The following is a 26,395-nucleotide window of genomic DNA, read 5'->3' on the forward strand; positions in this document are numbered from 1 at the left end:
CGGGCCGGCCGTTCCGGCCGGCCGCCGCGCACGCCGGCACCGCCGGACCTACGCGCCGAACCCGGCGAAGGCCCGTTCGAACGCCTCCCGCGGCGCGGGGTCGCGGTCCAGCACCCCGAACACCACCCGCTCGAAGACCCCCGCGAAACGACCGGCCAGCAGGGCCCGGAAGGCCTCGGCGACCTCCGCCGGATCGTTGCGGAACACGCCGCACCCCCACGCCCCCAGCACCAGCCGCGGGTACCCGTGCAGCGCCGCCGTCTCCAGGACGCGCTCCGCGCGCCGAGCCAGCGCCGCCGGGATCTCGGCGGCGCGCTCCGGCTCCTGGCGGCGGATGGTGCCCGCGTTCGGAGCCGGGGAGGTCAGGAAACCCACCCGGACGGGGGCCTCCAGCAGCTCGCCCCGGTCGTCGCGGAAGACGGGCACCCCGGGCGAGTGAATCACCCGGTCGGTGTAGAACGTGCTCCTTCCCGCGCGGTGGACCTCGTAGTACTCCGGGGCCTCCAGCAGCGTCTCGTACAGGGCCGAGGCGCGGCACAGCGCCTCCTCCTGGGCCTTGGCCCCGCGGACGTAGCCGCCCCCGGGATTGCGGGCCGAGGCGAAGTTCAAGGCGGCCACCCCCGCCCCGGAGACCGGGCCGGGGGCGTCCGCGGCGAGCCTGCGCGCAGCGACCGTGCTGCTCTCCGGCGTCACCTCGACGACGGTCCCGTACCGTCCGGCGGGGAGCTCCTCGTCTGGAATGACCTGGTTTGGCCCATATATCCTGGTTCCGGCCCTGGATTCCGCCAGGGCGGCGGCGAGGGAGACCTGCCGCCCCGACCGCGTCCGGTACCCGCCGGCCGCCACGATGGTCGCGTTCTCCCGCGCGATCTCGCGCAATCTGCTGCTCACGCCGCCATCATCGACGGCAGGAACCACCCGCGGCCAAGGGTTTTCCGCGCGGTGGCCCGCTCCCCCCTTTTCGGGCCGGCAAGGACGGGTAGGTAGGCATGGTCAGGTCACACCCGTGGACAGGAGACCCTGCCATGCCACAGGACTCGTACGCGCCACCAGACCCCCTAGCCCCGGGCGACGCGCCCACTCTCAGTGAAACCGCCGCCGAGGACCTCGTCCACGGCATCTGTTTCAAAACGGGCCCGCCCCGCACCCTCGGCGCCGAGCTCGAATGGCTCGTACTGGACGCCGAGCGGCCCGGCGAGATACTGCCGCCCGACCGGTTGACGGCCGCGCACGACGCGGCCCGCGCCCTGCCCCTGAACTCCCGCTTCACCATCGAGCCCGGCGGCCAGCTGGAACTGAGCTCCGCTCCCGCCTCCTCCCTCTCCGGCTGCGTGGACGGCCTCCAGGCCGACCTGACCGCCGTGCGGGCCGCCCTGCGGTCCCGGGGCCTGGTCCTGTGCGGCACCGGCCGCGATCCACGCCGGCCGCTGAGCCGCCTGCTGTGCAGCCCGCGCTACGACGCGATGGAGACCTACTTCGACCGCACCGGCCCGGCCGGGCGGGCCATGATGTGCTCTTCCGCCTCCGTCCAGGTCTGCGTGGACGCCGGGTACGAGGAACCCGGCCCGCTCGGGTACGGCCGGCGCTGGCGGCTGGCGCACCTGCTGGGCGCCGTGTTCGTGGCGGCCTTCGCCAACTCCCCCGCGCACGAGGGCCCGTACGCCGGATGGCGGTGCTCCCGGCAGGGGATCTGGAACGACCTCGACGCCCGGCGCTCGCTGGCCCCGCCGCCGGACGCCGAACCGCGGGCCGGCTGGACCCGGCACGCGCTGGACACCGAGGTGATGTGCGTACGGTCGGAAGGGGACGGGCCGTGGCCGGTCCCGCGCGGGCTGACCTTCCGCGACTGGCTCCGCGCCGGCGAAGCCGCCGGCGGCCGCGGCAGCGGGGGCGCCCCGGGCCCGGACGGCCTGCGGCCGCCCACCGCCGAGGACCTGGAGTACCACCTGACCACGCTGTTCCCGCCGGTGCGCCCGCGCGGGCACCTGGAGTTCCGGATGATCGACGCCCAGCCCGGCGACGACGGCTGGCTGGTACCGGTCGCCGTCGTCCACGCGCTGTTCGACGACCCGGAGGCGGCCGAGAGCGCGTACCGGGCCGCGAAGGCCCTGGCCGACACCCACGGGCCCCGGCCCTCGCCGCGCAATCCCCTGTGGCAGTCCGCCGCCCGGTACGGCCTGGCCGATCCGGAGCTGCGCACGGCCGCTGCCGCCTGCTTCCGGGCCGCCGCGCAGGCGCTGCCGCGCCTCGGCGCGAGCCGACACGTCCAGGACGTGGTCGGCGCCTTCACCGAACGCTTCCCACTGCGCGGCCGCTGCCCGGCCGACGACGGATACCTGCAGCTCACCGCGACGGGGGCCCGCTCATGACCGCATCACCTGCAGCCGAACCCGCCCGCCCGACCCCCGCGGCCCTGCGCGAGCGGGCCTTCACGGCCCTGACCGCCGCCCGCGCGCGCACGGCCCTGCTCACCGACGCCGTGAGCGACCGGGACCTGATCGCCCAGCACTCCCCCCTGATGTCCCCGCTGGTCTGGGACCTCGCCCACATCGGGAACCAGGAGGAGCTCTGGCTGCTGCGCAACGTCGCCGGCCACGACTCCCTCCACCCGGAGATCGACCCGCTCTACGACGCGTTCCGCCACCCCCGCGCCGAGCGGCCGAACCTGCCCCTGCTGGGTCCGGCGGAGGCCCGCCGCTACACGGCCGAGGTCCGCGGCCGGGTCTTCGACCTGCTGGAGCGCACGGCGCTCGAAGGCTCCGCCCTGCTGGACGACGGCTTCGCGTTCGGGATGATCGCCCAGCACGAACAGCAGCACGACGAGACCATGCTGATCACCCATCAGCTGCGCCGCGGCGAGCCGGTGCTCACCGCGCCCGAACCGGACCCCCCGGAAGGACCGCCGCCCGCGCTCACCGAAGTCCTGGTGCCCGGCGGCCCGTTCACGATGGGCACCTCGGCCGAGCCCTGGTCGCTGGACAACGAGCGGCCCGCGCACACCCGGGACGTCGGGGCGTTCCGGATCGACACGGCACCGGTGACCAACTCCGCCTACCAGGCGTTCATCGCCGACGGCGGCTACCGCGACGACCGCTGGTGGGCCCCCGAGGGCTGGGACCAGATCCACCGGCACGGGATCGAGGCCCCGCTGTTCTGGCACCGCGAGGCCGGCCAGTGGCTGCGCCGCCGCTTCGGCGCGACCGAGCCGGTGCCCGCCGACGAGCCCGTACTGCACGTCAGCTGGTACGAGGCGGACGCGTACGCCCGCTGGGCGGGACGCCGGCTGCCCACGGAGGCCGAGTGGGAGAAGGCCGCCCGGCACGACCCCGCCACCGGCCGCTCCACCCGGTACCCCTGGGGCGACGAGGACCCGACCCCGGACCGCGCCAACCTCGGCCAGCGCCACCTGCGCCCGGCCCCGGCGGGCAGCTACCCGGCCGGGGCGTCCCCGCTCGGTGTGCGCCAGCTGATCGGCGACGTGTGGGAGTGGACCTCCTCCGACTTCCTGCCCTACCCCGGGTTCCGCGCCTTCCCGTACCGCGAGTACTCGGAAGTGTTCTTCGGCCCGGAGCACAAGGTGCTGCGCGGCGGCTCGTTCGCCGTGGACCCGGTGGCCTGCCGGGGCACGTTCCGCAACTGGGACCTGCCGGTGCGCCGGCAGATCTTCTCCGGGTTCCGGACCGCGAGGGATGCCTGATGTGCCGTCACATCGCTTTCGTGGGGCTGGAGATACCCCTGGCCCGGCTGCTGACCGAGCCCGAGCACTGCCTTGTGCGGCAGTCCTGGGAGCCGCGCCGCCAGCGCCACGGCACGGTCAACGCCGACGGCTTCGGTGTCGGCTGGTACGCGGAGGGCGACCCGGTCCCCGCGCGCTACCGCCGGTCCGGGCCCGTCTGGGGGGACGCCAACTTCGCCGATCTGGCCCGGGTCGTCCGTACGCGGGCCGCGCTGGCCGCCGTACGGGACGCCACCGTGTTCGGGGCGGACGGGGAGGCCGCCGCGGCGCCGTTCGCCGCCGGGCCGTGGCTGTTCAGCCACAACGGCGCGGTACGGGACTGGCCGGACGCGGCGGCGCCGCTCGCCGCCTCCCTGCCCCCCGCGGAGCTGCTGTCCCTGGCCGCGAGCACGGACTCGGCGCTGGTCTGGGCCCTCGTGCAGCACCGGCTCCAGCACGGGGACGACCTCGGCACGGCGCTGGCCGAACCGGTGCGGGAGCTCGCGGCGGCAGCGCCCGGCTCCCGCCTCAACCTGCTGCTGACGGACGGCGACGGCATCGCCGCGACGGCCTGGGGCGATTCGCTCTGGTACCTGGCCGACGCACAGGCGCAGCGCACGGTGGTGGCGTCCGAGCCCTACGACGACGATGCCCGCTGGTGCGAAGTACCCGACCGGACCCTGCTGACCGCCCGTGCCACACGGGTCGACCTGACACCGCTGAAGGAGACCTCCCCGTGAGCGACTTCCAGTTGACCCGCACCCTCGACGAGCACTCCGCCGACACCGCGCTGCGCGCCGATGTCCTGCACGGGCTGACGGTGTCCCCCAAGGTGCTGCCGCCCAAGTGGTTCTACGACGCCCGGGGCAGCGAACTCTTCGAGGAGATCACGCGGCTGCCCGAGTACTACCCGACGCGCGCCGAGCGGGAGATCCTGCTGGCGCGGGCCGGTGAGATCGCGGCGGCGAGCGGGGCGCGCACGCTCGTGGAGCTGGGTTCCGGCTCCTCGGAGAAGACCCGGCACCTGATCGAGGCCATGCCCGCGCTCGACACGTACATCCCGGTGGACGTGAGCGGGAGCGCCCTGGAGGGGGCGGCGCGGACGCTGCTGGCCGAGCACCCGGGGCTGCGGGTGCACGCGCTGGTGGCCGACTTCACGAAGCCGTTGCGGCTGCCGGAGGCGCCGGGGCCCCGGCTGGTGGTGTTCCTCGGCGGCACGGTCGGCAACCTGCTGCCGCCGGAGCGCGCCGAGTTCCTGGCCTCCGTACGGGCGATGCTGTCGCCCGGGGACGCCCTGCTGATGGGGACGGACCTGGTCAAGGACGAGGGCGTGCTGGTGGCCGCGTACGACGACGCGCAGGGGGTGACGGCCGAGTTCAACAAGAACGTGCTGGCCGTCGTCAACCGGGAGCTGGGCGCGGACTTCCGCACCGACGACTTCCGCCACGTCGCGGTGTGGAACCGGGAGCAGGAGTGGATCGAGATGCGGCTGCGGGCCCGGTCGGAGCTGGTGGTGAAGGTACGGGCGCTGGATCTGGTGGTGCCGTTCGCGGCGGGTGAGGAGATCCTGACGGAGGTCTCGGCGAAGTTCCGCCAGGAGGGCGTACGGAAGGAACTCGCCGAGGCCGGTCTTGAGCTGACTCAGTGGTGGACGGATGCGGAGGGTCGCTTCGCGCTGTCCCTGGCGGTGGCCGAGGGCGAGTTCGGCTGGGCCGGCACGCCCGCGAGGAGCGAGGAGGCGGGAACGGCGGAGGTGACGGGTACGACGGGGACGGACGCGACGGCGACGGCGGCCTGAGCCGCGGCCGCGAGCTCCCGCCGGTCCGCGTGCCGGCCCGGCGGGATCCGCGGCAGCAGCCGTACTTCGGCGCGTACCCCGCGGGCCCGGGCGATCCGCCACAGGGAGGCGGTCAGCGGATCGTCCCCGACGAAGGCGGGGGCCCCGGCGGGACTCCCGTCGGGCAGCAGGTAGGCGAGCCGCACGGGCTGTACGGGGACCCGTGCGTCCAGGGCGGACTGGAAGGCGGCCCGCCGGAAGGTCCCCCGGGCGCGCCCGCACCAGGTGCTTCCCTCGGGGAAGACGGCGACGCGGTCGCCGGCCAGCAGGGCCCGGGTCATGGTCTCGACGGTGGCGGGGAGGGCGCGGATCCGGTCCCGTTCGATGAACAGGGTCCCGTTCTGCCGGGACAGCCGTCCGAGGACCGGCCAGTTGCCGATGTCGCTCTTGGCCAGCATCCGGCAGGGCACGGCGGCGGCGACGAGCGGGATGTCCAGCCAGGAGACGTGGTTGGCGACGATCAGGCGGCCGCCGCCCGGGCCGGTGCTCCCGTGCACGGTGAGCCGGATGCCGAAGGCCCTGACCAGGGCGGTCGCCCAGGCCCGCACCAGCGTCCGGCGGGGGCGGTCGGGGAGCAGCCGCAGGGGCTGGAAGCCCAGGATCCCGAGCAGGACCAGGGCTACGGCGGTGGTGAGCCGGAGCACCGCGCGGGCGAGGCTCGCCCGCTCCCCCTCGTGGCCGGCGCAGGCCTCGGGGGTGCAGGGCGAGGTGGGCAGCCAGACGCTCATGCGGCCGGGACGAGCGAGAGGAAGTGCTTCAGGTAGCGCGGGTTGGTGCGCCGCAGGGAGAGCAGGACGTACAGGTCGGCGCAGCCGAACTCGGCGTCGAGGGCGGGCTCGCCGCAGACCCAGGCGCCCAGGCGCAGGTAGCCGCGCAGCAGCGGGGGCAGCTCGACACGCGGCGGGAAGGCGATGCCCCCGGGGCTCCACGGGAGGTGCGGGGTGACCCGGTACTCCTCGGGGGCGAGGTTGCGGGTGAGGACGCTCTCACGGGTGGCGGCGGCCAGGACCCCGCCGTCGGCGAGCGGTATCGAGCAGCAGCCGGCGAGCCAGTTGTGGCCGGAGCGGTCCATGTAGCGGGCGAGGCCGGCCCAGATCAGCGCGATGACGGCGCCGTTGCGGTGGTCGGGGTGGACGCAGGAGCGGCCGACCTCGACGAGGTCCGGGCGGATCGGGGCGAGGGCGGAGAGGTCGAACTCGCTCTCGGAGTAGAGGCGGCCGGCGACGGCGGCGCGCTCCGGGGGCAGCAGCCGGTAGGTGCCGACGACCTGCTCGGTCTCCTCCTCGACGACGAGGAGGTGGTCGCAGTACGCGTCGAAGGCATCGGAGTCGAGACCCGGCTCGGGCCCGTCGAGGCGGGCGCCGAGCTCCCCGGCGAAGACCAGGTGGCGCAGGCGCTGGGCGGCGCGTACCTCGTCCTCGTCGCGGGCGAGGCGGACCGTGTAGTGGGGGGTGGCGGGGAGGGCAGCGGGGGCCGTGACGGGTGCGGCCGCGGGGACGGCAGCGGTGGTGAGGAGGGGGGTGACGGGCGAGGTCGCGGTGGGGGGAAGGGTGGACGGGGACAGGGGGGCGATGGTCATGGCGGCTCCTGATCCGGGCACGGGAGCCAGGCCGGCAGGTGGTGCGGCCTGGCTCCTTTACTTCTTCCGTGACCGGCTGGATTCGACATGACCGCTCAGCGGCCCTTGGATGTGCGAACGCTGAACTCGGCGGGCGCGGCGGCGCTCGGCGTCCGCTCGAACGGAGGGTCAGCGGTCGGAGTTGAGGACCTTGCCGATCATGACGGAGGCCTCCTTGGCGGCCCGGCGCGGGTCCTCTCCGGTGAGTACGGCGGTCATGTAGGGCTTGATCGGGTTCTTGCCCTCGACCTCGGCCCAGCGGGCGGACTTCGGGGTGGCGCGGCCCTGGGCGGCTCCCGGTGCCATGCTCGCGGCCCCCTCGTTGCCGTCGACCACGTGGGCGAGGGAGGCCTTGTTCGGTACGTAGCTCATCGTGCGCGCGAGCTCGGTCTGCCAGGTCTCGCTGACCAGCGCGGTGATCACGTCGACGGCCTCGCGGCGGTGCTTCGTCCGTTCGGGGATGATCAGGTCGGAGCCGCCGGTGAAGACGGCTCCGGGCTTGTCGGAGGTCTTGCCCGGGATCGGGAAGAAGCCCAGCTTGCCCTTGAGGGCCGGGTTGGCGGCCTCGATGGCGGCGGCCTGGCCGGGCGGGGCGATGATCTGCGCGACCTCGCCGCTCGCGAAGACCCCGGACTGCGGGGGCGTCTCCTCGTCGGCGTTCTTGGGGCCGTCGCCGAGGGCCTGGAGCTGCTTGTAGAACTCCATGCCGGCCAGGGCCTTGTCGTCGTCGAGGGTGCCGACCCATTCGCTGCCCGTCTCGACGGCGAGCTCGCCGCCCTCGTCCCAGATGAACCCGGAGAGGACGTACCAGTTCTGACCGGGCAGGTAGATGCCCTGCCGGCCGCCCTTGTCCAGCTTCTGGGTGGCCTGGATCCACTCCTGCCGGTTCTTGGGCGGGGTCTTGATGCCCGCGTCCGCGAAGAGGTCCTTGTTGTAGATCACCACGCGGTTCGCGGCGTACCAGGGGACGCCGAACTGTGCCCCGTCGATGCTCCCCGGGTCGGCGAGGCCCTTGAGCCAGTCCCTGCTGCCCCATTCCCGCAGGCCCTCAAGGGTGAGCTCGGACAGGCCGCCGGTCTCGATGTACTGGGCGACCTGGGTGTTGCCCACCTCGATGACGTCGGCGCTCTCGGTGCCCTTGCCCGCGAGCACCGCGTTGACCTTCTCGCCGATGCCCGTCCACTCCTGGATCCTGACGTCGAGGTCGACGCCGGGGTGCTCCTTCTCGAACGAGGAGGTGAACTTCGTGACGAAGTCCTCCGAGGCGCTGCCCTTCATCAGCCAGAGCGTCACCTTCTGCGTTCCTCCCGCCGATCCCGCCAGCTGACTGCAGCCGGTGAGGGCGGTCGCGGCCGCGAGGGCCGTGCACACGGCGAGGAAGCGCATCTTCACGAAGGTCACCTTCTGGAGTCCGGTCCGGTCTCGGAGATGGCTTGAAATTGGCATAGACCAATGGGTGGGTCAAGGCCCTTTCGCTCAGGACTGTTCACGCAAAGTTCGCGGAGACGGACTTACTGGGGCACCGTGGAACGAGGCAAAAGCCCACCCACCGTCGGGAGAACCCATGTCGAACCACACCTACCGGGTGACCGAGATCGTCGGCACCTCCCCCGAGGGCATCGATCAGGCCATCCGCAACGGCATCACCCGGGCCGGCGAGACGCTGCGCAACCTGGACTGGTTCGAGGTCACGCAGGTGCGCGGGCACGTCGAGAACGGCACGGTGGCGCACTACCAGGTGGGGCTCAAGGTCGGGTTCCGCCTCGACGGCGAGGACTGAACCCCGGCGGTGGCGCGCGGCCGCGCGGCCCCCGGGCCGGGGCGCGCGCCGGCCCGGGGGCGCCCCGCGGATCGGGTGCGGCCCGCGGACCGGGTGCGGCCCGCGGTTCGGTCCGGCCCGCGGTTCGGTCCGGCCCTCGGATCAGGTCCGGCCCTCACCCTCCTGGGCGGACTTGAGCTCAGGCGCGTCCGCCGCCCAGTTCGCCAGGACCACCGTGAAGCCCGCGGCGCGCGCCGCCTGGCAGACGAGCTCGTCGTCGTCCACGAGCATCCGCACCTCCCGCCCCCGCGCGATCCGCCGCAGCACCTCCAGCTTGGTGGTCCGGGCCGGCCTGCGGTCCTGGTTCCCGCGCATCCACACCCGGCCCTCGGGCAGCCCGTGCCGCGTCAGCCACTCCTCCGTGTCGGCCCGGCACCGCTCGGGGCGCCCGGTCAGGTACACGACCTCGCAGTCGGCCGCCTGCTCCACCGCCAGTGCCACCCCGCGCGCCAGCGGCGGGTCGGCCGGGGCCGCGCCGAAGAAGCCGTCCCAGTCCCGGGGCCGGTCCTCCAGGAAGTGCTGGCGGTGATCGGTGTCGGCCAGGGTGTTGTCGATGTCGAAGACGGCCAGCGGCCGGCGGTCGTTGCTGTCACTCATGCGGGTCAGAGTAGGCAGGGAATCCTTTCGGCGCCCGTGCGTTACAGGTCTGTGTGATCCGCAAACTCTCCATCCTCGACCGGTCCCGGACCCGCGAGGGGCACCCGGCCCCGCAGGCCCTGCGCGACACCGTGGAGCTCGCCCGCGCGGCGGAGCGGCTCGGCTACCACCGCTTCTGGGTGTCCGAGCACCACAGCGTCCCCGGAGTCGCCGGCTCCGCGCCCGCCGTACTGGCCGCGGCGGTCGCCGGGGCCACCCGGCGGATCCGCGTCGGAACGGGCGGGGTCATGCTGCCCAACCACCAACCGCTGGTGGTCGCGGAGCAGTTCGGGGTCCTGGAATCGCTGTTCCCCGGCCGGATCGACATGGGCCTCGGCCGCTCGGTCGGCTTCACCGGCGGGATTCGGCGGGCGCTGGGCCGCGACACGCAGGACGCCGACCGCTTCGAGGAGCAGCTGGCGGAGCTGCTGGGCTGGCTGGACGGCACCCAGCAGGCGCATCCCGAGGTGCACGCCCGCCCCGCGGAGGGGCTGCGGATTCCGGCGTACGTCCTGGCCACCGGCGAGGGCGCCGGGATCGCGGCCCGGGCCGGGCTGCCGCTGGTGGTGGGCGACCTGCGCTCCCGCGGCCGGGTCAAGGAGGTCGTCGACCGCTACCGCGCGGAGTTCCGTCCCTCGGCCGGCGGCTCGGAACCGTACGTGGTGGTCTCCGGGACGGTGGCCGTGGCACGGACCCCGGAGGAGGCCCGGCGCATCCTGTTCCCCGAGGCCTGGTCCCTCGCGTACTCCCGCACCCGGGGCAGCTTCCCGCCCCTGCGCCCGGCGGAGGAGGTGGAGGCACTCGCCATGACCCCGAAGGAACGGGAGCTGTACGAGAGCGGGCTCGACGGGCACGTCCACGGCACCGAGGAGCAGGTCGCGGAGCAGCTCGCCGAGGTGGCGGAGCAGACGGGCGCGGACGAGCTGCTGGTCACCACGTCCACGTACGACCGCGCGGCGCTGCTGGACTCCTTCGAGCGGCTGGCCCGGGTGGCGGGGCTGACCGGTCCCTGACCGTCCCTGACCGCTCCCTGACCGGGGGCGGCCCCGGGAAGCGGCCCGTAAACTGGGGCGAATGCACCACTCCACCGCGTCCGACGCCCGGCCCGATTCCTTCGTACGGGTCAGGGGCGCCCGGGAGCACAATCTGCGCGGCGTCGACGTGGACATCCCGCGCGACGCCCTGACCGTGTTCACCGGCGTCTCCGGCTCCGGCAAGAGCTCCCTGGCCTTCGGCACGCTCTACGCCGAGGCCCAGCGCCGGTACTTCGAGTCGGTGGCCCCTTACGCCCGCCGCCTGATCCACCAGATCGGCGCCCCAAAGGTGGACTCCGTCACCGGGCTGCCGCCCGCGGTCTCGCTGGAGCAGCGGCGCTCATCCCCCGGCTCGCGCTCTTCCGTCGGCACGGTGACCCTGCTGTCCAACTCCCTGCGGATGCTGTACTCGCGCGCCGGCACCTACCCGCCGGGCGCCGAGCGGCTCGACTCCGACGCCTTCTCCCCCAACACCGTGGCCGGGGCCTGCCCTTCCTGTCAGGGGCTCGGCAGCGTCCACCGCACCAGCGAGGAGCTGCTGGTGCCGGATCCCGGGCTGTCGATCCGCCAGGGGGCGATCGCCGCCTGGCCGGGGGCCTGGCAGGGCAAGAACCTCCGGGACGTCCTGGAGGCGCTCGGCCACGACGTGGACGCGCCCTGGCGGGAGCTCGCGGCGAAGGACCGCGAGTGGATCCTGTTCACCGAGGAGCAGCCGGTGGTCACGGTGCATCCGGTGCGGGACGCGGACCGGATCCAACGGCCCTACCAGGGCACGTACATGAGCGCCCGCCGCCATGTCATGCGGACCTTCTCGGACAGCAAGAGCGCCACCCTGCGGGCCCGCGCGGAGCGGTTCCTGACCCATTCCCCGTGCCCGGTGTGCGAAGGCAGGAGGCTGCGGCCGGAAGCCCTGGCCGTGACGTTCGCGGGCCGTACGATCGCGGAGCTGGCGGCGCTGCCGCTGACCGCCCTGGACGCCGTACTGGCCGCCGCGTCCCCGGACGGTGAGGCGGCGCGGGTGCTGGCCGAGGACCTGCGGGCCCGGATCGGGCCGGTCGTCGAGCTCGGACTCGGCTACCTGAGCCCGGACCGCACCGCGCCCACCCTGTCGGCGGGAGAGCTGCAGCGGCTGAGGCTGGCGACGCAGCTGCGGTCCGGGCTGTTCGGGGTGGTGTACGTACTGGACGAGCCGTCGGCCGGGCTGCATCCGGCCGACACCGAGGCGCTGCTCGGCGTACTGGACCGGCTCAAGGCGGCGGGGAACACGGTGTTCGTGGTCGAGCACCACCTGGACGTGGTGCGGCACGCGGACTGGCTGGTGGAGGTGGGTCCGCTGGCCGGGGAGCACGGCGGGCGGATCCTGTACAGCGGTCCGCCGCGGGGGCTGGCGGGCGTGGCGGAATCGGCGACGGCGCGGCACCTGTTCGGGCCGGGCGGGGCGGAACCGGGGCCGGTTCCGGGGCGGCGCCCGGTGCGGGCGGCGAGGGGGTCGGTGCGGCTCACCGGGGTCGAGCGGCACAACCTGCGGGGCGTGGACGCCGAGTTCCCGCTCGGGGTGTTCACGGCGGTCACCGGCGTGTCGGGGTCGGGCAAGTCCACGCTGGTGGGCCAGGTGCTCGCCCGGGAGGTCGGGGAGCGGATCGCGGATCCGGGGTTCCCGGTGCGGCGGCTGGTGGAGGTGGACCAGAAGCCGATCGGCCGGACACCGCGCTCCAACCTGGCCACGTACACGGGGCTGTTCGACGTGGTGCGCAGGCTCTTCACGGCGGCTCCGCAGGCACGGGCGCGCGGCTGGAAGGCGGGCCGGTTCTCCTTCAACGTGGCGGGCGGCCGGTGCGAGACCTGCCAGGGCGAGGTGTTCGTCTCGGTGGAGCTGCTGTTCCTGCCGAGCACGTACGCCCCGTGCCCCGAGTGTGCCGGGGCCCGGTACAACACCGAGACCCTGGAGGTGCGGTACGAGGGGCTGAACATCGCCGAGGTACTGGGCCTGACGGTGGAGTCCGCGGCGGCCTTCTTCGCGCCGGTCCCGGCGGCGGCGCGCAGCCTGCGGGCGCTGGAGGAGATCGGGCTGGGCTACCTGCGGCTGGGGCAGCCGGCCACGGAGCTGTCGGGCGGCGAGGCGCAGCGGATCAAGCTGGCGGCGGAGCTCCAGCGGCAGCGCCGCGACCACACCCTGTACGTGCTGGACGAGCCGACGACCGGGCTGCACCCGGCGGACGTGCGGGTGCTGCTGCGGCAGTTGCACGGGCTGGTGGACGCCGGGCACTCCGTGGTGGTCGTGGAGCACGACATGGAGGTGGTGGCGGGCGCGGACTGGGTCGTCGACCTCGGCCCGGGCGGCGGCACGGACGGCGGCCGGATCGTCGCGGCGGGCACCCCGGCGGAGGTGGCGGCCGCGGGCGCCGGCCGGACGGCGGGCTACCTCGCGCGGGCGCTGGGGGCCGTGCGGCCGTGACGCCTACGCGTCGCCCGGCAGCAGGTGCTGGGCCAGTTCGCGGAAGGTCCACCGGCCCTCGCGGCGGGTGAACTCCCAGACCAGGTCGTAGCGGTCGGGCCAGCCCGCGGGGACGCCGAGGACCTGGTGGGCGCCGAGCGCGTGGATCAGGCGGGGGATGCCGGTGTGCTCCCAGCAGACGAGCACCGGCATCCGGGCCGCCAGCACGGCCCGCCCCAGGGCCTCTTCGGCGCCGATGCCGAACTCGGAGCGCAGCGGGGTGTGCAGGGCGGTGGTCAGCGGCTCGACGGTCTGGCGGCAGCGGGCGGGGGGCCTGCCTCCGGCGCCGGCCGGGCCGCCGGCCGCGAAGACGACGGCGGGGCGCGGCAGCGTCGAACCACCGGCGGGCGGGAAGAGGCGGTGCAGTTCCTCGGCCCGGCGGCGGCCGCGCCCGGCGAGGGATCCGGGGTCCTCGTTGCCGTCCTCGTCCTCGCCCAGGTCCCCGGCGTAGGGCTTCTCCGCGTGCCGGATCACCATGACCAGGGCGTCCTTCGACGCGGCTCGCGGGCCGTGGGCGGCGTTCCCGGACGGGTCCTCCGAGGAGCAGCCGGCCAGCGCGAGCGGGGCGAGGGCGGCGGCCGCCAGGAGGGTGCGGCGGCGCGGTCCGGACCCGGCGGGGGCTTCTGGCATGGGGCCCACTGTCCCCCACCGGCCGGACGGCTCCGCGGCGCGGCGCGGCGTACGGCCGTCATGAGTGCCCGGTCGGCCGATCGGATCAGCCGATCGGCCGAGGCTCCCCGTACGGCTCTCACCTCTCGTAGGGAGAGGGCACCGGGAAGTAGGCCTCCAGGAAGGCGGTGACCGCGCGCTGCTGCTCCCGGGGCGACAGACCGGCGCCGGTGTCGTCGTCGGCGAGGCAGAACGCGTCGGAGCGGCGCTCGGCCGCCAGGTCCGGCAGCCGGTCGATCTCCTCGGTCCGGCCGGTGCTGACGTACGCGTGGCGCAGTTCGCCCTCCACCGCGCGGCCGTCGGCGAGGGCCAGGTGGGAGGCGAGGGTGACGGGGGCGAGGTCGTCGGCGCTGCGGAAGACCGAGCGGCTGATGCCGGTCAGCCGGCCGGGCAGCCGCTCCTCGACATGGGCGAAGAGGGAGCGGCTGAGCGGATACGGGGTGTGGGCCAGGATGTGCGGATAGGTACGGCCGACGGCCTGTTCCACCGCGCGGCGGGTGGCCTTCTGGGAAGCGGTGAAGACGTCGTCGCCGGAGTCGGTGTCGGGGGCGCCGGGGGCCACGGCCCGCTGGTCGTGGAAGACCTTGGGCAGTCCCGAGGCGAGGAAGTAGTTCTGGGGGCGCTGCGGACGGCCGAGGAAGATGTCGTCGTTGAAGTAGAGGAAGTGCTCGGCGAGGCCGGGGATGCGGTGCAGCCGGCTCTCGATGGCGTGGGAGTTGAAGACGGGCGGGTGGGCGGGGTCGGCGAACAGGTCCCGGTGGTCGACCACGGTGATCCGGGGGTGGTCGGTCGCCAGCCAGGGCGGGGTCTGGTCGTCGGTGACGAGGAAGACGCGGCGGATCCACGGCGCGTGGGCGGCGATGGAGCGCAGGCAGTACCGCAGTTCCCCGCGGTCGCGGTAGCGGTTCTCGGCGAGGTCGACGGGGACGCGCCCGGAGCCCTGCGCCGCGGCCGCCGCGGCCCGGTCCCGGCGGCGGCGCCAGGCCGGGTCGGCGGCGTCGACCCAGGTGATCACGGCGTCGACGGGGAAGTCGATGTCGTCGGGGAAGCGGCCCGCGAAAGCGTCGACGACGGGGTGGTCGCGATCGCCGACGCGGGTGGTCGCCGTGGCGTCGAGGGTGGGCACCCACCAGCCGTACGGGGTCTCGCGCAGGCCGGCGATCGCGCCGGTCCCCGACTCGGGGGTCTCCCAGAACTCCACGTCGCAGCCGGTCTCGGGACCGTAGGCCACCGTCCTGCCGGAGGTGACGACCGGCTGGAAGAGCCGGATGCCCTTGACCTTGGGGTGAGAGGCGCCGGTGAGCGGGCCCTCGTGGGCGGCGACCGCTTCGGGGAGCGATTCGGCGAGGACCTCCGAGGGCCCCGCGGCTCCGCTGCCGTCGCCGTCACCGTCGCTGTCGCCGTCACCGAGGAGCCGGGCGTACACCGGGAGCCCGGTGAAGGCCTCGGCGCAGGCCTTCAGGGTGGCCGCGCGGTCGCCCGGGCCGATGGCCACCCGGTGCCGCAGCTCCCCGTCGGGGACGAGCCCGTACGGGACCGCGGCCGCGTCCAGTGCGTCCGCGACCGCGCTCAGATTGCCGTCCCGGGCTCCGGCGGGCAGCAGGTCGTCGCGGACCCGGGAGAGCCGGCCGCGGTGGCGGACCAGGCCCGGGACCTTCTCCAGGAGCTCGTCCTCACGGGCCTGGCCGGGCGGTGGCACCGCCCGGCCGCCGTTCCCGGTGCGCTCCCGCTGCGCGGCGTCCGGCTGTCTCGGTACGCCGCCGGGCCGGCGCAGGGTCCGTACGATCCGGCGCAGGCCGACGGGAAGGGGAAGACGGGACAGGCCCTGCATATACGACCTCGCGAGACGGCGCCGGTGTGCGGCACCCGAGGATGCGGACGGTACCCGGCGGGGGTTTGCGGTGCCGTCCGGCAGGCAGGGGCGGATGCCTCGTTCACGTCCACCTTTCCCTTCGTTCATTTTTCACGCAAGGACCAGGAGTCCGTTATCCGCGTCTCACAGGTACTTCTCAGCTTCCTCCATGCTTGCGGACCGCCCGCAGCCACTCGCGGTTCATGGCGGCGATGGAGGGCATCGGGATGCCCTTGGGGCAGGCCGTGGCGCATTCGCCGGTGAGGGTGCAGCCGCCGAACCCCTCGTCGTCCATGGCGGCCACCATGTCGAGCACCCGGGTCTCCCGCTCCGGCGAGCCCTGCGGCAGCACGTTCAGGTGGTTGACCTTGGCGGAGGTGAAGAGCATCGCGGAGCCGTTGGGGCAGGCCGCCACGCAGGCCCCGCAGCCGATGCACTCGGCGTGCTCGAAGGCGGAGTCCGCGTCGGCCTTGGGCACGGCGGTGGCGTGGGCCTCGGGGGCGGAGCCGGTGGGGGCGGTGATGTAACCGCCGGCCTGGATGATCCGGTCGAAGGCGCCGCGGTCCACGACGAGGTCCTTGACCACCGGGAAGGCGGCTGCCCGCCAGGGCTCGACGTCGATGGTGTCGCCGTCGGCGAAGGAGCGCATGTGCAGCTGACAGGTGGTGGTGCGCTCGGGGCCGTGGGCGTCGCCGTTGATCACGAGGCTGCACGCGCCGCAGATCCCCTCGCGGCAGTCGTGGTCGAAGGCGACCGGGTCCTCGCCGCGCAGGATGAGGTCCTCGTTGAGGGTGTCGAGCATCTCCAGGAACGACATGTCGCGGGAGATGCCGTCGACCTCGTACGTGACCATGGCGCCGGGGGTGTCGGGGTTCTGCTGGCGCCAGACGCGCAGGTTGAGCCTCATGCGTAGCTCCGCTGGGTGGGGTGGACGTACTCGAAGACGAGGTCTTCCTTGTGCAGGACGGGGGCCGCGCCGGTGCCCTGGTACTCCCAGGCTGCGGCGTAGCCGAACTCCTCGTCGCGACGGGCGGCCTCGCCGTCCGGGGTCTGGGACTCCTCGCGGAAGTGGCCGCCGCAGGACTCGGCGCGGTGGAGCGCGTCGAGGCACATCAGCTCGGCGAGCTCCAGGTAGTCGACGATGCGGTTGGCCTTCTCGAGCGACTGGTTGAACTCTTCGCCGCGGCCCGGCACCTTGATCCGCCGCCAGAACTCCTCGCGGATCTCCGGGATCCGGGCGAGGGCCTTGCGCAGGCCTGCCTCGGTGCGGGACATGCCGCAGTACTCCCACATGAGCTCGCCGATCTCGCGGTGGAAGGAGTCCGGGGTGCGGTCCCCGTCGACGGCGAGCAGCTTGGCGAGGCAGTCGCGGACCTCCCTTACGGCGGCGGCGGCCTCGGGGTGGGTGTCGTCGACGGCGTCCTGGTGCGGGTGGCGGGCCAGGTAGTCGTTGATGGTGGAGGGGAGCACGAAGTAGCCGTCGCCGAGGCCCTGCATCAGGGCGGAGGCGCCGAGGCGGTTCGCGCCGTGGTCGGAGAAGTTGGCCTCGCCGATGGCGAAGAGGCCGGGGACGGTGGTCTGGAGGTCGTAGTCGACCCACAGGCCGCCCATCGTGTAGTGCACGGCGGGGTAGATCCGCATGGGGACCTCGTACGGGTTCTCCGCCGTGATCCGCTCGTACATCTCGAAGAGGTTGCCGTACTTCTCGGCGACCTTGTCCCGGCCCATGCGGCGGATGGCGTCGGCGAAGTCGAGGTAGACCCCCTGGCCTCCGGGGCCGACGCCGCGGCCCTCGTCGCAGACGTTCTTGGCCGCGCGGGAGGCGATGTCGCGGGGTACGAGGTTGCCGAAGGAGGGGTAGATCCGCTCCAGGTAGTAGTCGCGCTCGTCTTCGGGGATCTCGGCGGCGGGGCGGGTGTCGCCCTGGGCCTTGGGGACCCAGATGCGGCCGTCGTTGCGCAGTGACTCGCTCATCAGGGTCAGCTTGGACTGGTGCTCGCCGGTGCGCGGGATGCAGGTGGGGTGGATCTGGGTGAAGCACGGGTTGGCGAAGTAGGCGCCGCGCCGGTGCGCCCGCCAGACGGCGGTCGCGTTGGAGTTCATGGCGTTGGTGGAGAGGTAGAAGACGTTGCCGTAGCCGCCGGAGGCGAGGACGACGGCGTCGGCGTAGTGGGTGGAGATCTTCCCGGTGACGAGGTCGCGGGCGACGATGCCGCGGGCCACTCCGTCGACGGTGATCAGGTCGAGCATCTCGGTGCGGGCGTGCATCTCCACGTTGCCGGCCGCGATCTGCCGGGACAGCGCCTGGTAGGCGCCGAGGAGGAGCTGCTGGCCCGTCTGGCCGCGGGCGTAGAAGGTGCGGGAGACCTGGACGCCGCCGAAGGAGCGGGTGTCGAGGAGGCCGCCGTACTCGCGGGCGAAGGGGACGCCCTGGGCCACGCACTGGTCGATGATCTCGACGGATATCTGGGCGAGGCGGTGGACGTTGGACTCGCGGGCGCGGAAGTCGCCGCCCTTGACGGTGTCGTAGAAGAGGCGGTGCACGGAGTCGCCGTCGTTGCGGTAGTTCTTGGCTGCGTTGATGCCGCCCTGCGCGGCGATGGAGTGGGCCCGGCGCGGGGAGTCGGAGAAGCAGAACTGGACGACGTGGTAGCCCTGCTCGGCGAGGGTGGCGCCGGCCGCCCCGCCGGCCAGGCCGGTGCCGACGACGATGACGGTGTGCTTGCGGCGGTTGGCCGGGTTGACGAGCTTGGCCTCGAAGCGGCGGCGGTCCCAGCGTTCGGCGATGGGGCCTTCGGGGGCCTTGGTGTCGGCGATCGGCTCGCCGGTGCCGTAGTGGGTGTAGTCGGTGCTCATGTCAGCTCACCACTCCGGTCATGACGGCGACGGGGACGGAGACGAAGCCCGCGAAGAGGACGAGGGCGAGGGCGTTGGCCAGGATTTTCAGCGTCCGGTCCCGGCGGGCACTGCCCGCGCCGAGGGTCTGGGCGGCGCTCCAGAAGCCGTGCCGGACGTGCAGGCCCACGGCGGCCATCGCCACGATGTAGATCGCGTTCCCGTACCAGGTGGAGAAGGTGGAGAGGACGTTCTCGTAGGGGTGGCCGGCCCACGCGCGCTCGTTGACGGTGAGCGTGGTGAGGTCGAGCAGGTGCCAGACGATGAACAGGGCCAGGATGATGCCGCCCCAGCGCATGGTGCGCGTGGCGTAGCTCGCGCGGCGGCGCTTGTGGGCGTACTTGACCGGGCGGGCCTTGATGTCGCGGCGGCTGAGCTGGTACGCGGACACGGCGTGGCCGACGACCGCGGCGAGGAGCACCACGCGCACGATCCACAGGGCCCACTCGTGGTGGAGGAAGGGGGATCCGAGAGTGCGCAGCCAGTGGGCGTAGCCGTTGAACTCGTCGGGCCCGAAGAAGATCTTGAGGTTGCCGAGCATGTGGAGGACCAGGTAGCCGAGCATGATCAGCCCGGAGACCGCCATCACGGACTTCTTGCCGACGGTGGAGTCCCAGAGCGTGCGCGTGGTGGACGGCCGTCGGCCCGTCCGCGTTGCCAGAGCCATGCCACCGAAGGTAAGGACCAAAGTCCCGAGAGGTCCAAGACATGATGGCGCTTATGTCAATAGGGGCTTCCTATGCACGGCGTATCCTGGGGCGATGCAGTTCCAGCAGCTCCTGTACTTCGTGGCCGTCGCCGAAACCCGTCACTTCAGCCGGGCCGCGGAGCGGGTGCACGTAGCCCAGCCGTCGCTGTCGCAGCAGATCAAGTCGCTGGAACGGGAGCTGGGGGCGGAACTCTTCAGCCGGGCGCGGGGGAACATCGCACTGACGGACGCGGGCGAGACACTGCTGCCGCTGGCCCGGCGGATCCTGGCGGACGCCGACACGGCGCGGCTGGAGGTGCAGGAGCTGGCGCAGCTGCGGCGGGGGCGGGTCCGGCTGGGGGCGACTCCGAGCGTGTGCACGGGGCTGCTGCCGGGTGTGCTGCGCGCCTTCCACACCGCGCATCCGGGGATCGAGCTGCTGATCGAGGAAAGCGGTTCGCTGGACCTCGTACGGGAACTCGCGCGCGGAGCGCTGGACCTGGCTCTCATCGCACTGCCGCTGCCGCCCTCGGCTCCGGCGCTGACCACGGTGGAGCTGCTGACGGAGGACCTGGTCGTGGTCTCCTCGGCGGAGCTGCCGCCGCCCGCGGGCGGCGGACCTCTGACGGTGTCGGCGCTGCGCGATGAGCCGATGGTGATGTTCCGCCACGGATACGACCTGCGGGATCTGACGGTGGCCGCTTGCCGCGCGGAGGGCTTCGAGCCGGTGTTCACGGTGGAGGGCGGGGAGATGGACGCGGTGCTGGGCTTCGTGCGCGCGGGGCTCGGCGTGGCGGTGGTCCCGGCGATGGTCGTCGATCACGGCGGCCCGGGGCTGCGCGCGACCGCGCTCGCCGGCTCTCCGCTGCGCCGCACCATCGCCCTGGCGCACCGCACGGACGTCGCACCCCCGCGCGCGGCCCGCGAGCTGAGGCGCATCCTCCTGGGCTGAGGCCGCCGCGCCCCTGCCGGATGCGTGCCTGCGGCCACGCGGACGGGCGTCAGGACCCGGATCCAGCCCCGGCCCCCGCCCCGGCCCCCGCCCCCGCCCCGGCTCCGGCTGCGGCTCCGGCTCCGGCTCCGGCTCCGGCTCCGGCTCCGGCTCCGGGGAGGGTCTTGTCGAGCCCGTCGGCCAGCATCGCGAAGGCCTGGTCGGCATCGGCGACGGCCGCCGGGTGCGCCGCGTCGGCGCTCTGGCCGCCGTCCATGCGGCGGTAGTTCTCCCGGCCCAGCTCGTGGCGGACCGCCACCAGATACGTCGCCGCCAGCCGCGCGGCGAGCGGCCGGACCGACTCGGCCTCCAGCACGGCGGCGAGCAGCTCCACCTCGCGGTCGGTGTAGTGGGACATCCGGCTCTCCAGGCTGGCGGTGGAGTAGAGCAGCCGCTGGAACGCCAGAACGCCGGGGTGGTCGCAGAGCCCGGTGATCGGATCCCGTTCGGCCAGGGCCTCCAGGAAGTGCGCGTGGACCGCGCCCACCGGCGTCTGGCCGGCGGGCCGGTCGCGCACGATGCGCGCCGCCTCGTCCTGGTGGTCCGCGAACCGGTCGAGCACCAAGTCCTCCTTGCTCGGGAAGTACCGGAACAGGGTCGGTTTGGAGACTTCCGCCGCGGCGGCGACATCGGCCACCGACACGGCATCGAAGCCCCGCTCCATGAAGAGCTCCAGCGCCGTGGCCGCCAACTGGCGACGCGTACGGAGCTTCTTGTTCTCGCGCAGACCCGTCGTCTTCTCCATACCGCGAGGATAGCACAGGATCGTGACTCGGTTAATTTCTTGACCGGGTTGCTTTTTTGGTCGGGAGCCGCTTTCCTTGAGACATCGACGAGACCGGAGATCGACCCGAGAGGACATCCGATGACTGACGTACTGATCGTGGGCTCCGGCCCCACCGGACTCACCCTGGCCTGCGACCTCGCCCTGCGCGGAGCCGCCGTCCGCGTCATCGACCAGCGCTCCGGGCCGCACCGCGAGTCCCGCGGCAAGGGGCTCCGGCCGGGCAGTGTGGAGATCTTCGAGAAGCTCGGCGTGGCCGAGTCCCTCACCGCCGTCGGCCAGGACGAGGTGGTCCTGCGCAAGTACTTCGACGGAGCGCACGTCAACGACACGCCCGTCGGCGGCAACGGGCTGCTGCTGGGGCAGTGGCAGATCGAGGAGGCGCTGCGCGAGCGGCTCGGCGCCTTGGGCGTGGCGGTCGAGTACGGGACCCGGCTCGCCGGAATCGCCCAGGATGCGGCCGGGGTCCGCGCGGAGCTGGCGGACGGCACCGTGATCGGGGCCCGCTATCTCGCCGGGTGCGACGGAGGGCACAGCGCCACCCGCAAGCTGCTCGGCATCCCCTTCGAAGGGAACTCGGCGCAGGAGCCCGCGATGGTCATCGGGGACGTCCGCGCCCCCGGGCTCAGCCGGGACTTCTGGCACCAGTGGTTCAGCTCGGACGGCAGCGGGATCATGCTCTGCCCGATGCCCGGGACCGACACCTTCCAGTTGCAGGCCTCCCCCGAACAGGACGAGCGGGGGGAGCCCCTGCCGCCCTCGCTGGAAGGCTTCCAACGCCTCTTCGACCGGCACGCCCGGATACCGGGGATCCGGCTCGCGGATCCCACCTGGCTCTCCGCCTGGCGGGTCAGTGTCCGCGTGGTCACCCGGATGCGCGCGGGCCGGGCCTTCCTCGCCGGGGACGCCGCGCACGTCCATCCCATCGCCGGCGGGCTGGGCATGAACACCGGCATCGAGGATGCGGCCGCCCTGGGGCGGACCCTGGCCGCCGCCCTCACCGGGCCGGGCGGGGAGGAGGTGCTCGACGCGTACGAGGCGGAGCGCCTGCCGGTGGCCGTCGAGGTCGTGGCCGATACGGCGCGGCGGTACGACCGGGTCATCGCGGCCGTCCGCACCCCCGGCGTGGGGACGGAGGCCGGCCTGGACTGACCAGGGGCGGGCGGGCCGGCGCCGGGCGTCAGGAAGGTGTGGGCACGGCGTCCGAGAGCGAGAGGGTGTGGATGCGGTCGGGGGCGCCGGGGCGGGCGTAGTACCAGCCCTGGGCCGTGTCGCAGCCGAGATCGCGGAGCTGGGCGGCCTGGGCGCCGGTCTCCACGCCCTCGACCGTGACCGCGAGTTCGAGGCTGTGGGCCAGGGCGACGATGCCTTCCACGATCTTGACGTCGACCGGGTTGGCGGGCTGCTGCTGCATCCCCTTGGTGAAGGAGCGGTCCAGCTTCAGGACGCTGACCGGGAGGCGGCGCAGGTTGGCCAGGTTCGAGTACCCCGTGCCGAAGTCGTCGAGCGCGATGTCCACGCCGAGGGCCGCGAGCCGGCGCAGCGGTTCCAGGAGTTCGTCGTCGGCCCCGATCAGGGCCGATTCGGTGACCTCCAGGCACAGGGCGCCCGGGGCGAGGCCCGAGTTCTCCAGCACCGCGACGGTGTCGGCGACCAGGCCGGGGTGGTGCAGCTGGGTCGGCGAGAGGTTGACGTTGATGCGCAGGGCCGACCCGCCGTGCTGGCGCTGCCAGTTGCGGGCCTGGCGGACGGCCTCCTCCAGGACCCAGCGGCCGAGCGGCACGATCAGCCCGGTCCGTTCGGCGAGCGGGATGAAGCGGTCCGGGCCGAGTACCCCGTACTGCGGGTGCGACCAGCGGACGAGGGCCTCGGCGCCGTGCACGCTGCCGTCGTGGAGGTGGACCAGCGGCTGGTACTCGATGAAGAATTCGCCGCGTTCCAGCGCCGCCGGCAGGGCGTTGGTGAGGCCGTGCCGGGTGATGGCGCGGGCGTCGGCCTCGGCATCGGCGAACTCGAAGCGGTTGCCGCCGGCCGCCTTGGCCCGGTACATGGTGATGTCGGCGCTGCGCAGCACCTCCGCCGGGGTGCGTTCGCGGGCCGGGCCCTCCACGATGCCGATGCTGCCGCGGACCGACAGCTCCCGGCCCTCGATGCGGATCGGCACCGACAGGGCGGACAGGATCCGGACGGCGAGTTCGGTCACCTTCTCCTCGGTGTCCGAGCCGGTGGTCAGGGCCACGAACTCGTCTCCGCCGAGGCGTGCGACGACCTCGCCGGGGCCCGTCGCGCAGCTCTGCAGCCGGTCGGCGACCTCCACCAGGAGCCGGTCGCCCGCCGAGTGGCCGAGGCTGTCGTTGACCGCCTTGAACCCGTCCAGGTCCAGGTAGCACAGCCCGAAGCGGGTTCCGCCGGCCCCGCTCAGGGCCTTCTCCAGGCGTTCGAAGAACAGCGTCCGGTTCGGCAGCCCGGTCAGGGCGTCGTGGGTGGCCTCGTAGCGCAGGCGCAGGTTAAGCAGCCGGCGCTCGGTGGTGTCCTCCATCAGCGCCAGCTGGTACTGGGGCACGCCCTCGGCGTCGCGCAGCAGCGACACCGTCAGGTTGGTCCACAGCACGGTCCCGTCGTGGCGGTAGTACGGCTTCTCCACCCGGTAGCTCTCGCGCTCGCCGCGCACGAGTTCGCCGTACATCCGCCATACGTGCGGGGCGTCGTCGGGGTGGCCCCACTCGCTGACGTTGCGCCCCTGCATGTGCCCGCCCATGCCACCGAACATCTGCAGCAGCGCGTCGTTGACCTCAAGGATGTTGCCTTCGAGGTCGGCGATTCCGATGCCGACGGCCGCGCCCTCGAAGACCGCCTTGAAGCGCTCCTCGCTCGCGTGCAGTGCCTGCTGGGCGTCGATGCGGGCGGTCAGCGCGGAGCGGGCGATGGCCTCCTGCTCCTTGAGGGTGCGCTCGCGCAGGGCGCGGGCGAATCCGGCCGCGATCCCGTGCTGGAGCCGGGCGCAGCGGGAGCGGTACTCCTCGGTGCCTTCCACGCCAACCCCGTCGGGGCCGCAGTAGAGCACGAGGTACGACTCGACCACGCCGAGCGTGCCGGCGAGCGCTTCCGGGTCGGTGCAGTGCACCGCGACGAGTTCGGCCCCCACCCGCTGGGCCACGCCCGCGTCGAAGGGCCGGGCGTGCAGGGCCTCGGCGAGGGTCCGGGCGAGCGGGATGAGGTGCTGTTCGAACTCGACGCGGGTCAGCGAGGTCGCGGTGACGGGGAAGATCGCCCGTCCCCAGATGGTCGCGAAGCGCCCGATCCGGTCCTCCAGCCCGGTCCGCAGTGCGGCCGGACCCGCGCCCGCCGACAGGCCCGCCGGTGTCGGCGGGCCTGTCGGCGGAGCGGTGGGCTCCGCTGCCTGAGCGGGCCCCTCGTTCTTCGGGGTCGGTGTGCCGGAGGGCACCGCGGCCGTGGATCTCACGCCTTGCGTCCCACTCCGCCGAAGCCCGAGAAGGCGTACGGGTCCTCGGGGTCCCCGCCGTCCTCCGGGTCCTCGATGCCCTCGGGCTGCCACAGCGGCATGGACACGACGCCGGGTTCGACGAGCTCGAATCCGTCGAAGAAGCGGCCGATCTGCTCGCCGCTGCGCATGACGAGCGGGTTGCGGATGTCCCGGTAGACGCCGACGGTGCCGCTCGCGACCTCCTGGGAGAGCGGGATCCCCTCGTACGAGGCGTGCGTGAGCACGAGGAGGCTGCCCGGGGCCAGCGCGTCGCGCAGCTCGGCGACGGCGGCGTACGGGTCGTCCGAGTCCTCCAGGAAGTGCAGGACGGCGACGAGCAGCAGGGCGACCGGGCGTTCGAGGTCGATCAGCTGCGTGACCTCGGGAGCGGCGAGGATCTCCTGCGGCTTGCGCAGGTCGGCGGCGACGATGCCGGTGCGCTCGTCCCCGGCGAGGACGGCCCGGCTGTGCGCGACGGCCACCGGGTCGTGGTCCACGTAGACCACGCGGGCCTCGGGGCTGGCCGCCTGGGCGATCTCGTGGACGTTGCCGAAGGTCGGGATGCCGGAGCCGATGTCGAGGAACTGGGTGACGCCCTGTGCCACGGCGTAGCGGACGGCGCGGCGCATGAACGCCCGGTTGGCCTGCATGATCTTGGGCAGGCCCGGCAGGAACTCCATGGCGCGGCGGGCGGCCTGGCGGTCGACCTCGAAGTTGTGGGAGCCGCCCAGGTAGTAGTCGTAGATGCGGGACACGCTCGGCACCGATATGTCGATACCTGGCGGGGCCCAGGCGGGGCGCTCCATCGGGGTCTCCAAGCCGTAATCCTGCGCGGTCGTCCGGGATCGGACGCCTGTCCGAGCCGAATGTACTGATCATTGCCCAACGGAGCGAGCAAAAGCGGAAATTGGTGATCCGTTCTTCATCACACACCAAAGGCCTCGGCGACCCCTCCCGCGGTGAATGACCGAAACCGACAAGTCGCTTTTGATAATGTGCAGGCAGATGATCGGAATTCTTCATTCCGTGGCTTAAACCTCTACGGTCTTCGTGCCACCCGTTCAGGCGAACCATGGCCGGGCACCGCGTGCGCGGGCGCACGTGAGCCCATGCTCCCCGGGTGAACAGAGCCTCTACCAGACGCCTGCTGGTGGTCCCGGTCCTGCTGTGGGCGGCGCTGTCCGCCACGCCGGCCGTGGCTGATAGCAGCGCCTACGCGACGATCGACTCCGGAGACGGGGCGAGCGCCCCCGGGCTGGTCGCGACCGCCGGAAGCGGCGCCGCCGCGAGCGTCCGGGGTGGCGGACATCACGGCGACGGGGCACCCGACGGCCGGGGCAGCGGCCCCGGCAACGGACATGACCCGGGGCGCGGGCACGGCCACGGCCACGGCCACGGCCACGGCCACGGCCACGGGCACGGAGGCCACCACGGACACGGCGGACACCACTGCCCGCCGCCGCCTCCCCCGCCCTGCCCGCCGAAGCCGACCCCCACTCCGACCCCCACACCGACACCGACGCCGACCCCCACACCGACGCCGCCGCCGCCCAAGCCGACTCCGCCGCCGCCCGCCCCGAAGCCCACGCCGCCGCCCCCGCCGCCTCCGCAGGCGAAGCCGCAGCCGAAGCCGGTGCCGGCCCCGCCGAAGCCGGTGCCGCCACCGGTGCTCCAAGTGAAGGCACCCACCCCCGTGGTGACACCGCCGCCGCCCCCGCCCCCGAAGAGGCCGGTGGCCAGGCCCTCGTACCACACGGCGGCCGTCAAGCGGCCCGAGCACCACATCTCACCGGTGACCTTCACCTTGATGACCGCGGCTCCCGCGGTGCTCGCGATCGTCGCGCTGCGCCCGCGCTGAACCGCCCCGCACACCAGACTT

Annotated in this window: 22 protein-coding genes and 1 pseudogene; 10 read left to right on the forward strand and 13 right to left on the reverse strand. The window is 73.4% G+C overall.

The annotated features are described in order from the left end of the window. Positions 1-48: 48 nt before the first annotated feature. Positions 49-891: a TIGR02452 family protein gene (locus ACFYXV_RS07190; RefSeq protein WP_389382250.1), complete on the reverse strand. Its 843-nt coding sequence runs from the start codon at positions 889-891 to the stop codon at positions 49-51. Between the two features lie 134 nt (positions 892-1,025). Here ACFYXV_RS07190 and egtA point away from each other — a divergent pair, with 134 nt between their 5' ends. The 4 genes from egtA to egtD are packed head-to-tail and all read left to right on the forward strand — an operon-like array spanning position 1,026 to position 5,513. Then, positions 1,026-2,369, forward strand: coding sequence for an ergothioneine biosynthesis glutamate--cysteine ligase EgtA (gene egtA / locus ACFYXV_RS07195; protein WP_389382251.1), 1,344 nt, complete (start codon positions 1,026-1,028; stop codon positions 2,367-2,369). Further along, positions 2,366-3,697: an ergothioneine biosynthesis protein EgtB gene (gene egtB, locus ACFYXV_RS07200; RefSeq protein ID WP_389382252.1), complete on the forward strand. Its 1,332-nt coding sequence runs from the start codon at positions 2,366-2,368 to the stop codon at positions 3,695-3,697. Before egtA ends, egtB begins: the two co-directional genes overlap by 4 nt. After that, positions 3,697-4,455 (forward strand): ergothioneine biosynthesis protein EgtC, encoded by a 759-nt coding sequence (gene egtC / locus ACFYXV_RS07205; protein WP_385468902.1) that lies wholly within the window; start codon positions 3,697-3,699, stop codon positions 4,453-4,455. The genes egtB and egtC overlap by 1 nt, the downstream gene beginning before the upstream one ends. Next, positions 4,452-5,513, forward strand: coding sequence for an L-histidine N(alpha)-methyltransferase (egtD, locus tag ACFYXV_RS07210; protein ID WP_385468899.1), 1,062 nt, complete (start codon positions 4,452-4,454; stop codon positions 5,511-5,513). The genes egtC and egtD overlap by 4 nt, the downstream gene beginning before the upstream one ends. 239 nt (positions 5,514-5,752) lie before the next feature. Here egtD and ACFYXV_RS07215 read toward each other — a convergent pair. From ACFYXV_RS07215 to ACFYXV_RS07225, 3 genes and pseudogenes are all read right to left on the reverse strand, one after another. Then, a pseudogene (locus tag ACFYXV_RS07215) lies at positions 5,753-6,280 on the reverse strand (lysophospholipid acyltransferase family protein); the annotation flags it as partial. After that, on the reverse strand, positions 6,277-7,131 hold the full coding sequence (locus tag ACFYXV_RS07220; protein ID WP_389382253.1) for a GNAT family N-acetyltransferase: 855 nt from the start codon (positions 7,129-7,131) through the stop codon (positions 6,277-6,279). The pseudogene ACFYXV_RS07215 and the gene ACFYXV_RS07220, both read right to left, overlap by 4 nt. Before the next feature lie 168 nt (positions 7,132-7,299). Next, on the reverse strand, positions 7,300-8,562 hold the full coding sequence (locus ACFYXV_RS07225) for an extracellular solute-binding protein (protein ID WP_389382254.1): 1,263 nt from the start codon (positions 8,560-8,562) through the stop codon (positions 7,300-7,302). A gap of 172 nt (positions 8,563-8,734) precedes the next feature. Between ACFYXV_RS07225 and ACFYXV_RS07230 the strand changes: the two genes are divergently transcribed. Continuing rightward, positions 8,735-8,950: a dodecin gene (locus ACFYXV_RS07230; RefSeq protein ID WP_385468890.1), complete on the forward strand. Its 216-nt coding sequence runs from the start codon at positions 8,735-8,737 to the stop codon at positions 8,948-8,950. A 141-nt stretch (positions 8,951-9,091) separates the two neighbouring features. Here ACFYXV_RS07230 and ACFYXV_RS07235 read toward each other — a convergent pair whose 3' ends face one another. Then, positions 9,092-9,586: a hypothetical protein gene (locus tag ACFYXV_RS07235; RefSeq protein WP_385468887.1), complete on the reverse strand. Its 495-nt coding sequence runs from the start codon at positions 9,584-9,586 to the stop codon at positions 9,092-9,094. 53 nt (positions 9,587-9,639) lie between these two features. Between ACFYXV_RS07235 and ACFYXV_RS07240 the strand changes: the two genes are divergently transcribed. Further along, the gene (locus tag ACFYXV_RS07240; protein WP_385468884.1) at positions 9,640-10,638 is read left to right on the forward strand and encodes an LLM class flavin-dependent oxidoreductase; all 999 of its coding nucleotides are present in this window, start codon (positions 9,640-9,642) and stop codon (positions 10,636-10,638) included. 61 nt (positions 10,639-10,699) lie between these two features. Beyond that, complete coding sequence (locus ACFYXV_RS07245) at positions 10,700-13,114, forward strand: ABC transporter (RefSeq protein WP_389382255.1); 2,415 nt, start codon at positions 10,700-10,702, stop codon at positions 13,112-13,114. A 3-nt stretch (positions 13,115-13,117) separates the two neighbouring features. On the opposite strand, the gene ACFYXV_RS07250 is transcribed toward ACFYXV_RS07245, so the two are convergent. From ACFYXV_RS07250 to ACFYXV_RS07270, 5 genes are all read right to left on the reverse strand, one after another. After that, entirely contained in the window at positions 13,118-13,783 is a 666-nt protein-coding gene (locus ACFYXV_RS07250; protein WP_385468878.1) for a hypothetical protein, read from the reverse strand. A gap of 118 nt (positions 13,784-13,901) precedes the next feature. Further along, positions 13,902-15,653 (reverse strand): Stealth CR1 domain-containing protein, encoded by a 1,752-nt coding sequence (locus ACFYXV_RS07255; protein WP_389382256.1) that lies wholly within the window; start codon positions 15,651-15,653, stop codon positions 13,902-13,904. A gap of 178 nt (positions 15,654-15,831) precedes the next feature. Then, the gene (locus ACFYXV_RS07260; protein ID WP_048478870.1) at positions 15,832-16,581 is read right to left on the reverse strand and encodes a succinate dehydrogenase/fumarate reductase iron-sulfur subunit; all 750 of its coding nucleotides are present in this window, start codon (positions 16,579-16,581) and stop codon (positions 15,832-15,834) included. Beyond that, positions 16,578-18,530, reverse strand: coding sequence for a fumarate reductase/succinate dehydrogenase flavoprotein subunit (locus tag ACFYXV_RS07265; RefSeq protein WP_385468869.1), 1,953 nt, complete (start codon positions 18,528-18,530; stop codon positions 16,578-16,580). The genes ACFYXV_RS07260 and ACFYXV_RS07265 overlap by 4 nt, the downstream gene beginning before the upstream one ends. Position 18,531: 1 nt before the next feature. After that, the gene (locus ACFYXV_RS07270) at positions 18,532-19,236 is read right to left on the reverse strand and encodes a succinate dehydrogenase cytochrome b subunit (RefSeq protein ID WP_385468867.1); all 705 of its coding nucleotides are present in this window, start codon (positions 19,234-19,236) and stop codon (positions 18,532-18,534) included. 94 nt (positions 19,237-19,330) lie between these two features. Here ACFYXV_RS07270 and ACFYXV_RS07275 point away from each other — a divergent pair, with 94 nt between their 5' ends. Then, positions 19,331-20,209, forward strand: a complete 879-nt coding sequence (locus ACFYXV_RS07275; protein WP_385468864.1) for a LysR family transcriptional regulator — start codon at positions 19,331-19,333, stop codon at positions 20,207-20,209. A 49-nt stretch (positions 20,210-20,258) separates the two neighbouring features. On the opposite strand, the gene ACFYXV_RS07280 is transcribed toward ACFYXV_RS07275, so the two are convergent. Beyond that, positions 20,259-20,993 carry a TetR/AcrR family transcriptional regulator gene (locus tag ACFYXV_RS07280; protein ID WP_389382257.1) on the reverse strand — a complete coding sequence of 245 codons (735 nt, stop codon included), beginning with the start codon at positions 20,991-20,993 and terminating at the stop codon, positions 20,259-20,261. Positions 20,994-21,113: 120 nt separating this feature from the next. Here ACFYXV_RS07280 and ACFYXV_RS07285 point away from each other — a divergent pair, with 120 nt between their 5' ends. After that, entirely contained in the window at positions 21,114-22,184 is a 1,071-nt protein-coding gene (locus tag ACFYXV_RS07285; RefSeq protein WP_389382258.1) for an FAD-dependent monooxygenase, read from the forward strand. 28 nt (positions 22,185-22,212) lie between these two features. Here the strand turns inward: ACFYXV_RS07285 and ACFYXV_RS07290 are convergent, their stop codons facing one another. Then, a complete protein-coding gene (locus tag ACFYXV_RS07290) occupies positions 22,213-24,384 on the reverse strand; it encodes a putative bifunctional diguanylate cyclase/phosphodiesterase (protein WP_383349693.1) in 2,172 nt (723 codons plus the stop codon). A 107-nt stretch (positions 24,385-24,491) separates the two neighbouring features. Beyond that, the gene (locus ACFYXV_RS07295; protein ID WP_383352661.1) at positions 24,492-25,322 is read right to left on the reverse strand and encodes an SAM-dependent methyltransferase; all 831 of its coding nucleotides are present in this window, start codon (positions 25,320-25,322) and stop codon (positions 24,492-24,494) included. Positions 25,323-25,636: 314 nt separating this feature from the next. On the opposite strand from ACFYXV_RS07295, the gene ACFYXV_RS07300 reads away from it, so the two are divergent. After that, positions 25,637-26,374: a hypothetical protein gene (locus ACFYXV_RS07300; RefSeq protein WP_389382259.1), complete on the forward strand. Its 738-nt coding sequence runs from the start codon at positions 25,637-25,639 to the stop codon at positions 26,372-26,374. The last annotated feature ends 21 nt before the right edge of the window (positions 26,375-26,395 follow it).

Origin of the sequence: Streptomyces sp. NPDC002181, from assembly GCF_042890485.1 — a bacterium.
In the GTDB taxonomy this organism is placed as follows: Bacteria; Actinomycetota; Actinomycetes; order Streptomycetales; family Streptomycetaceae; genus Streptomyces.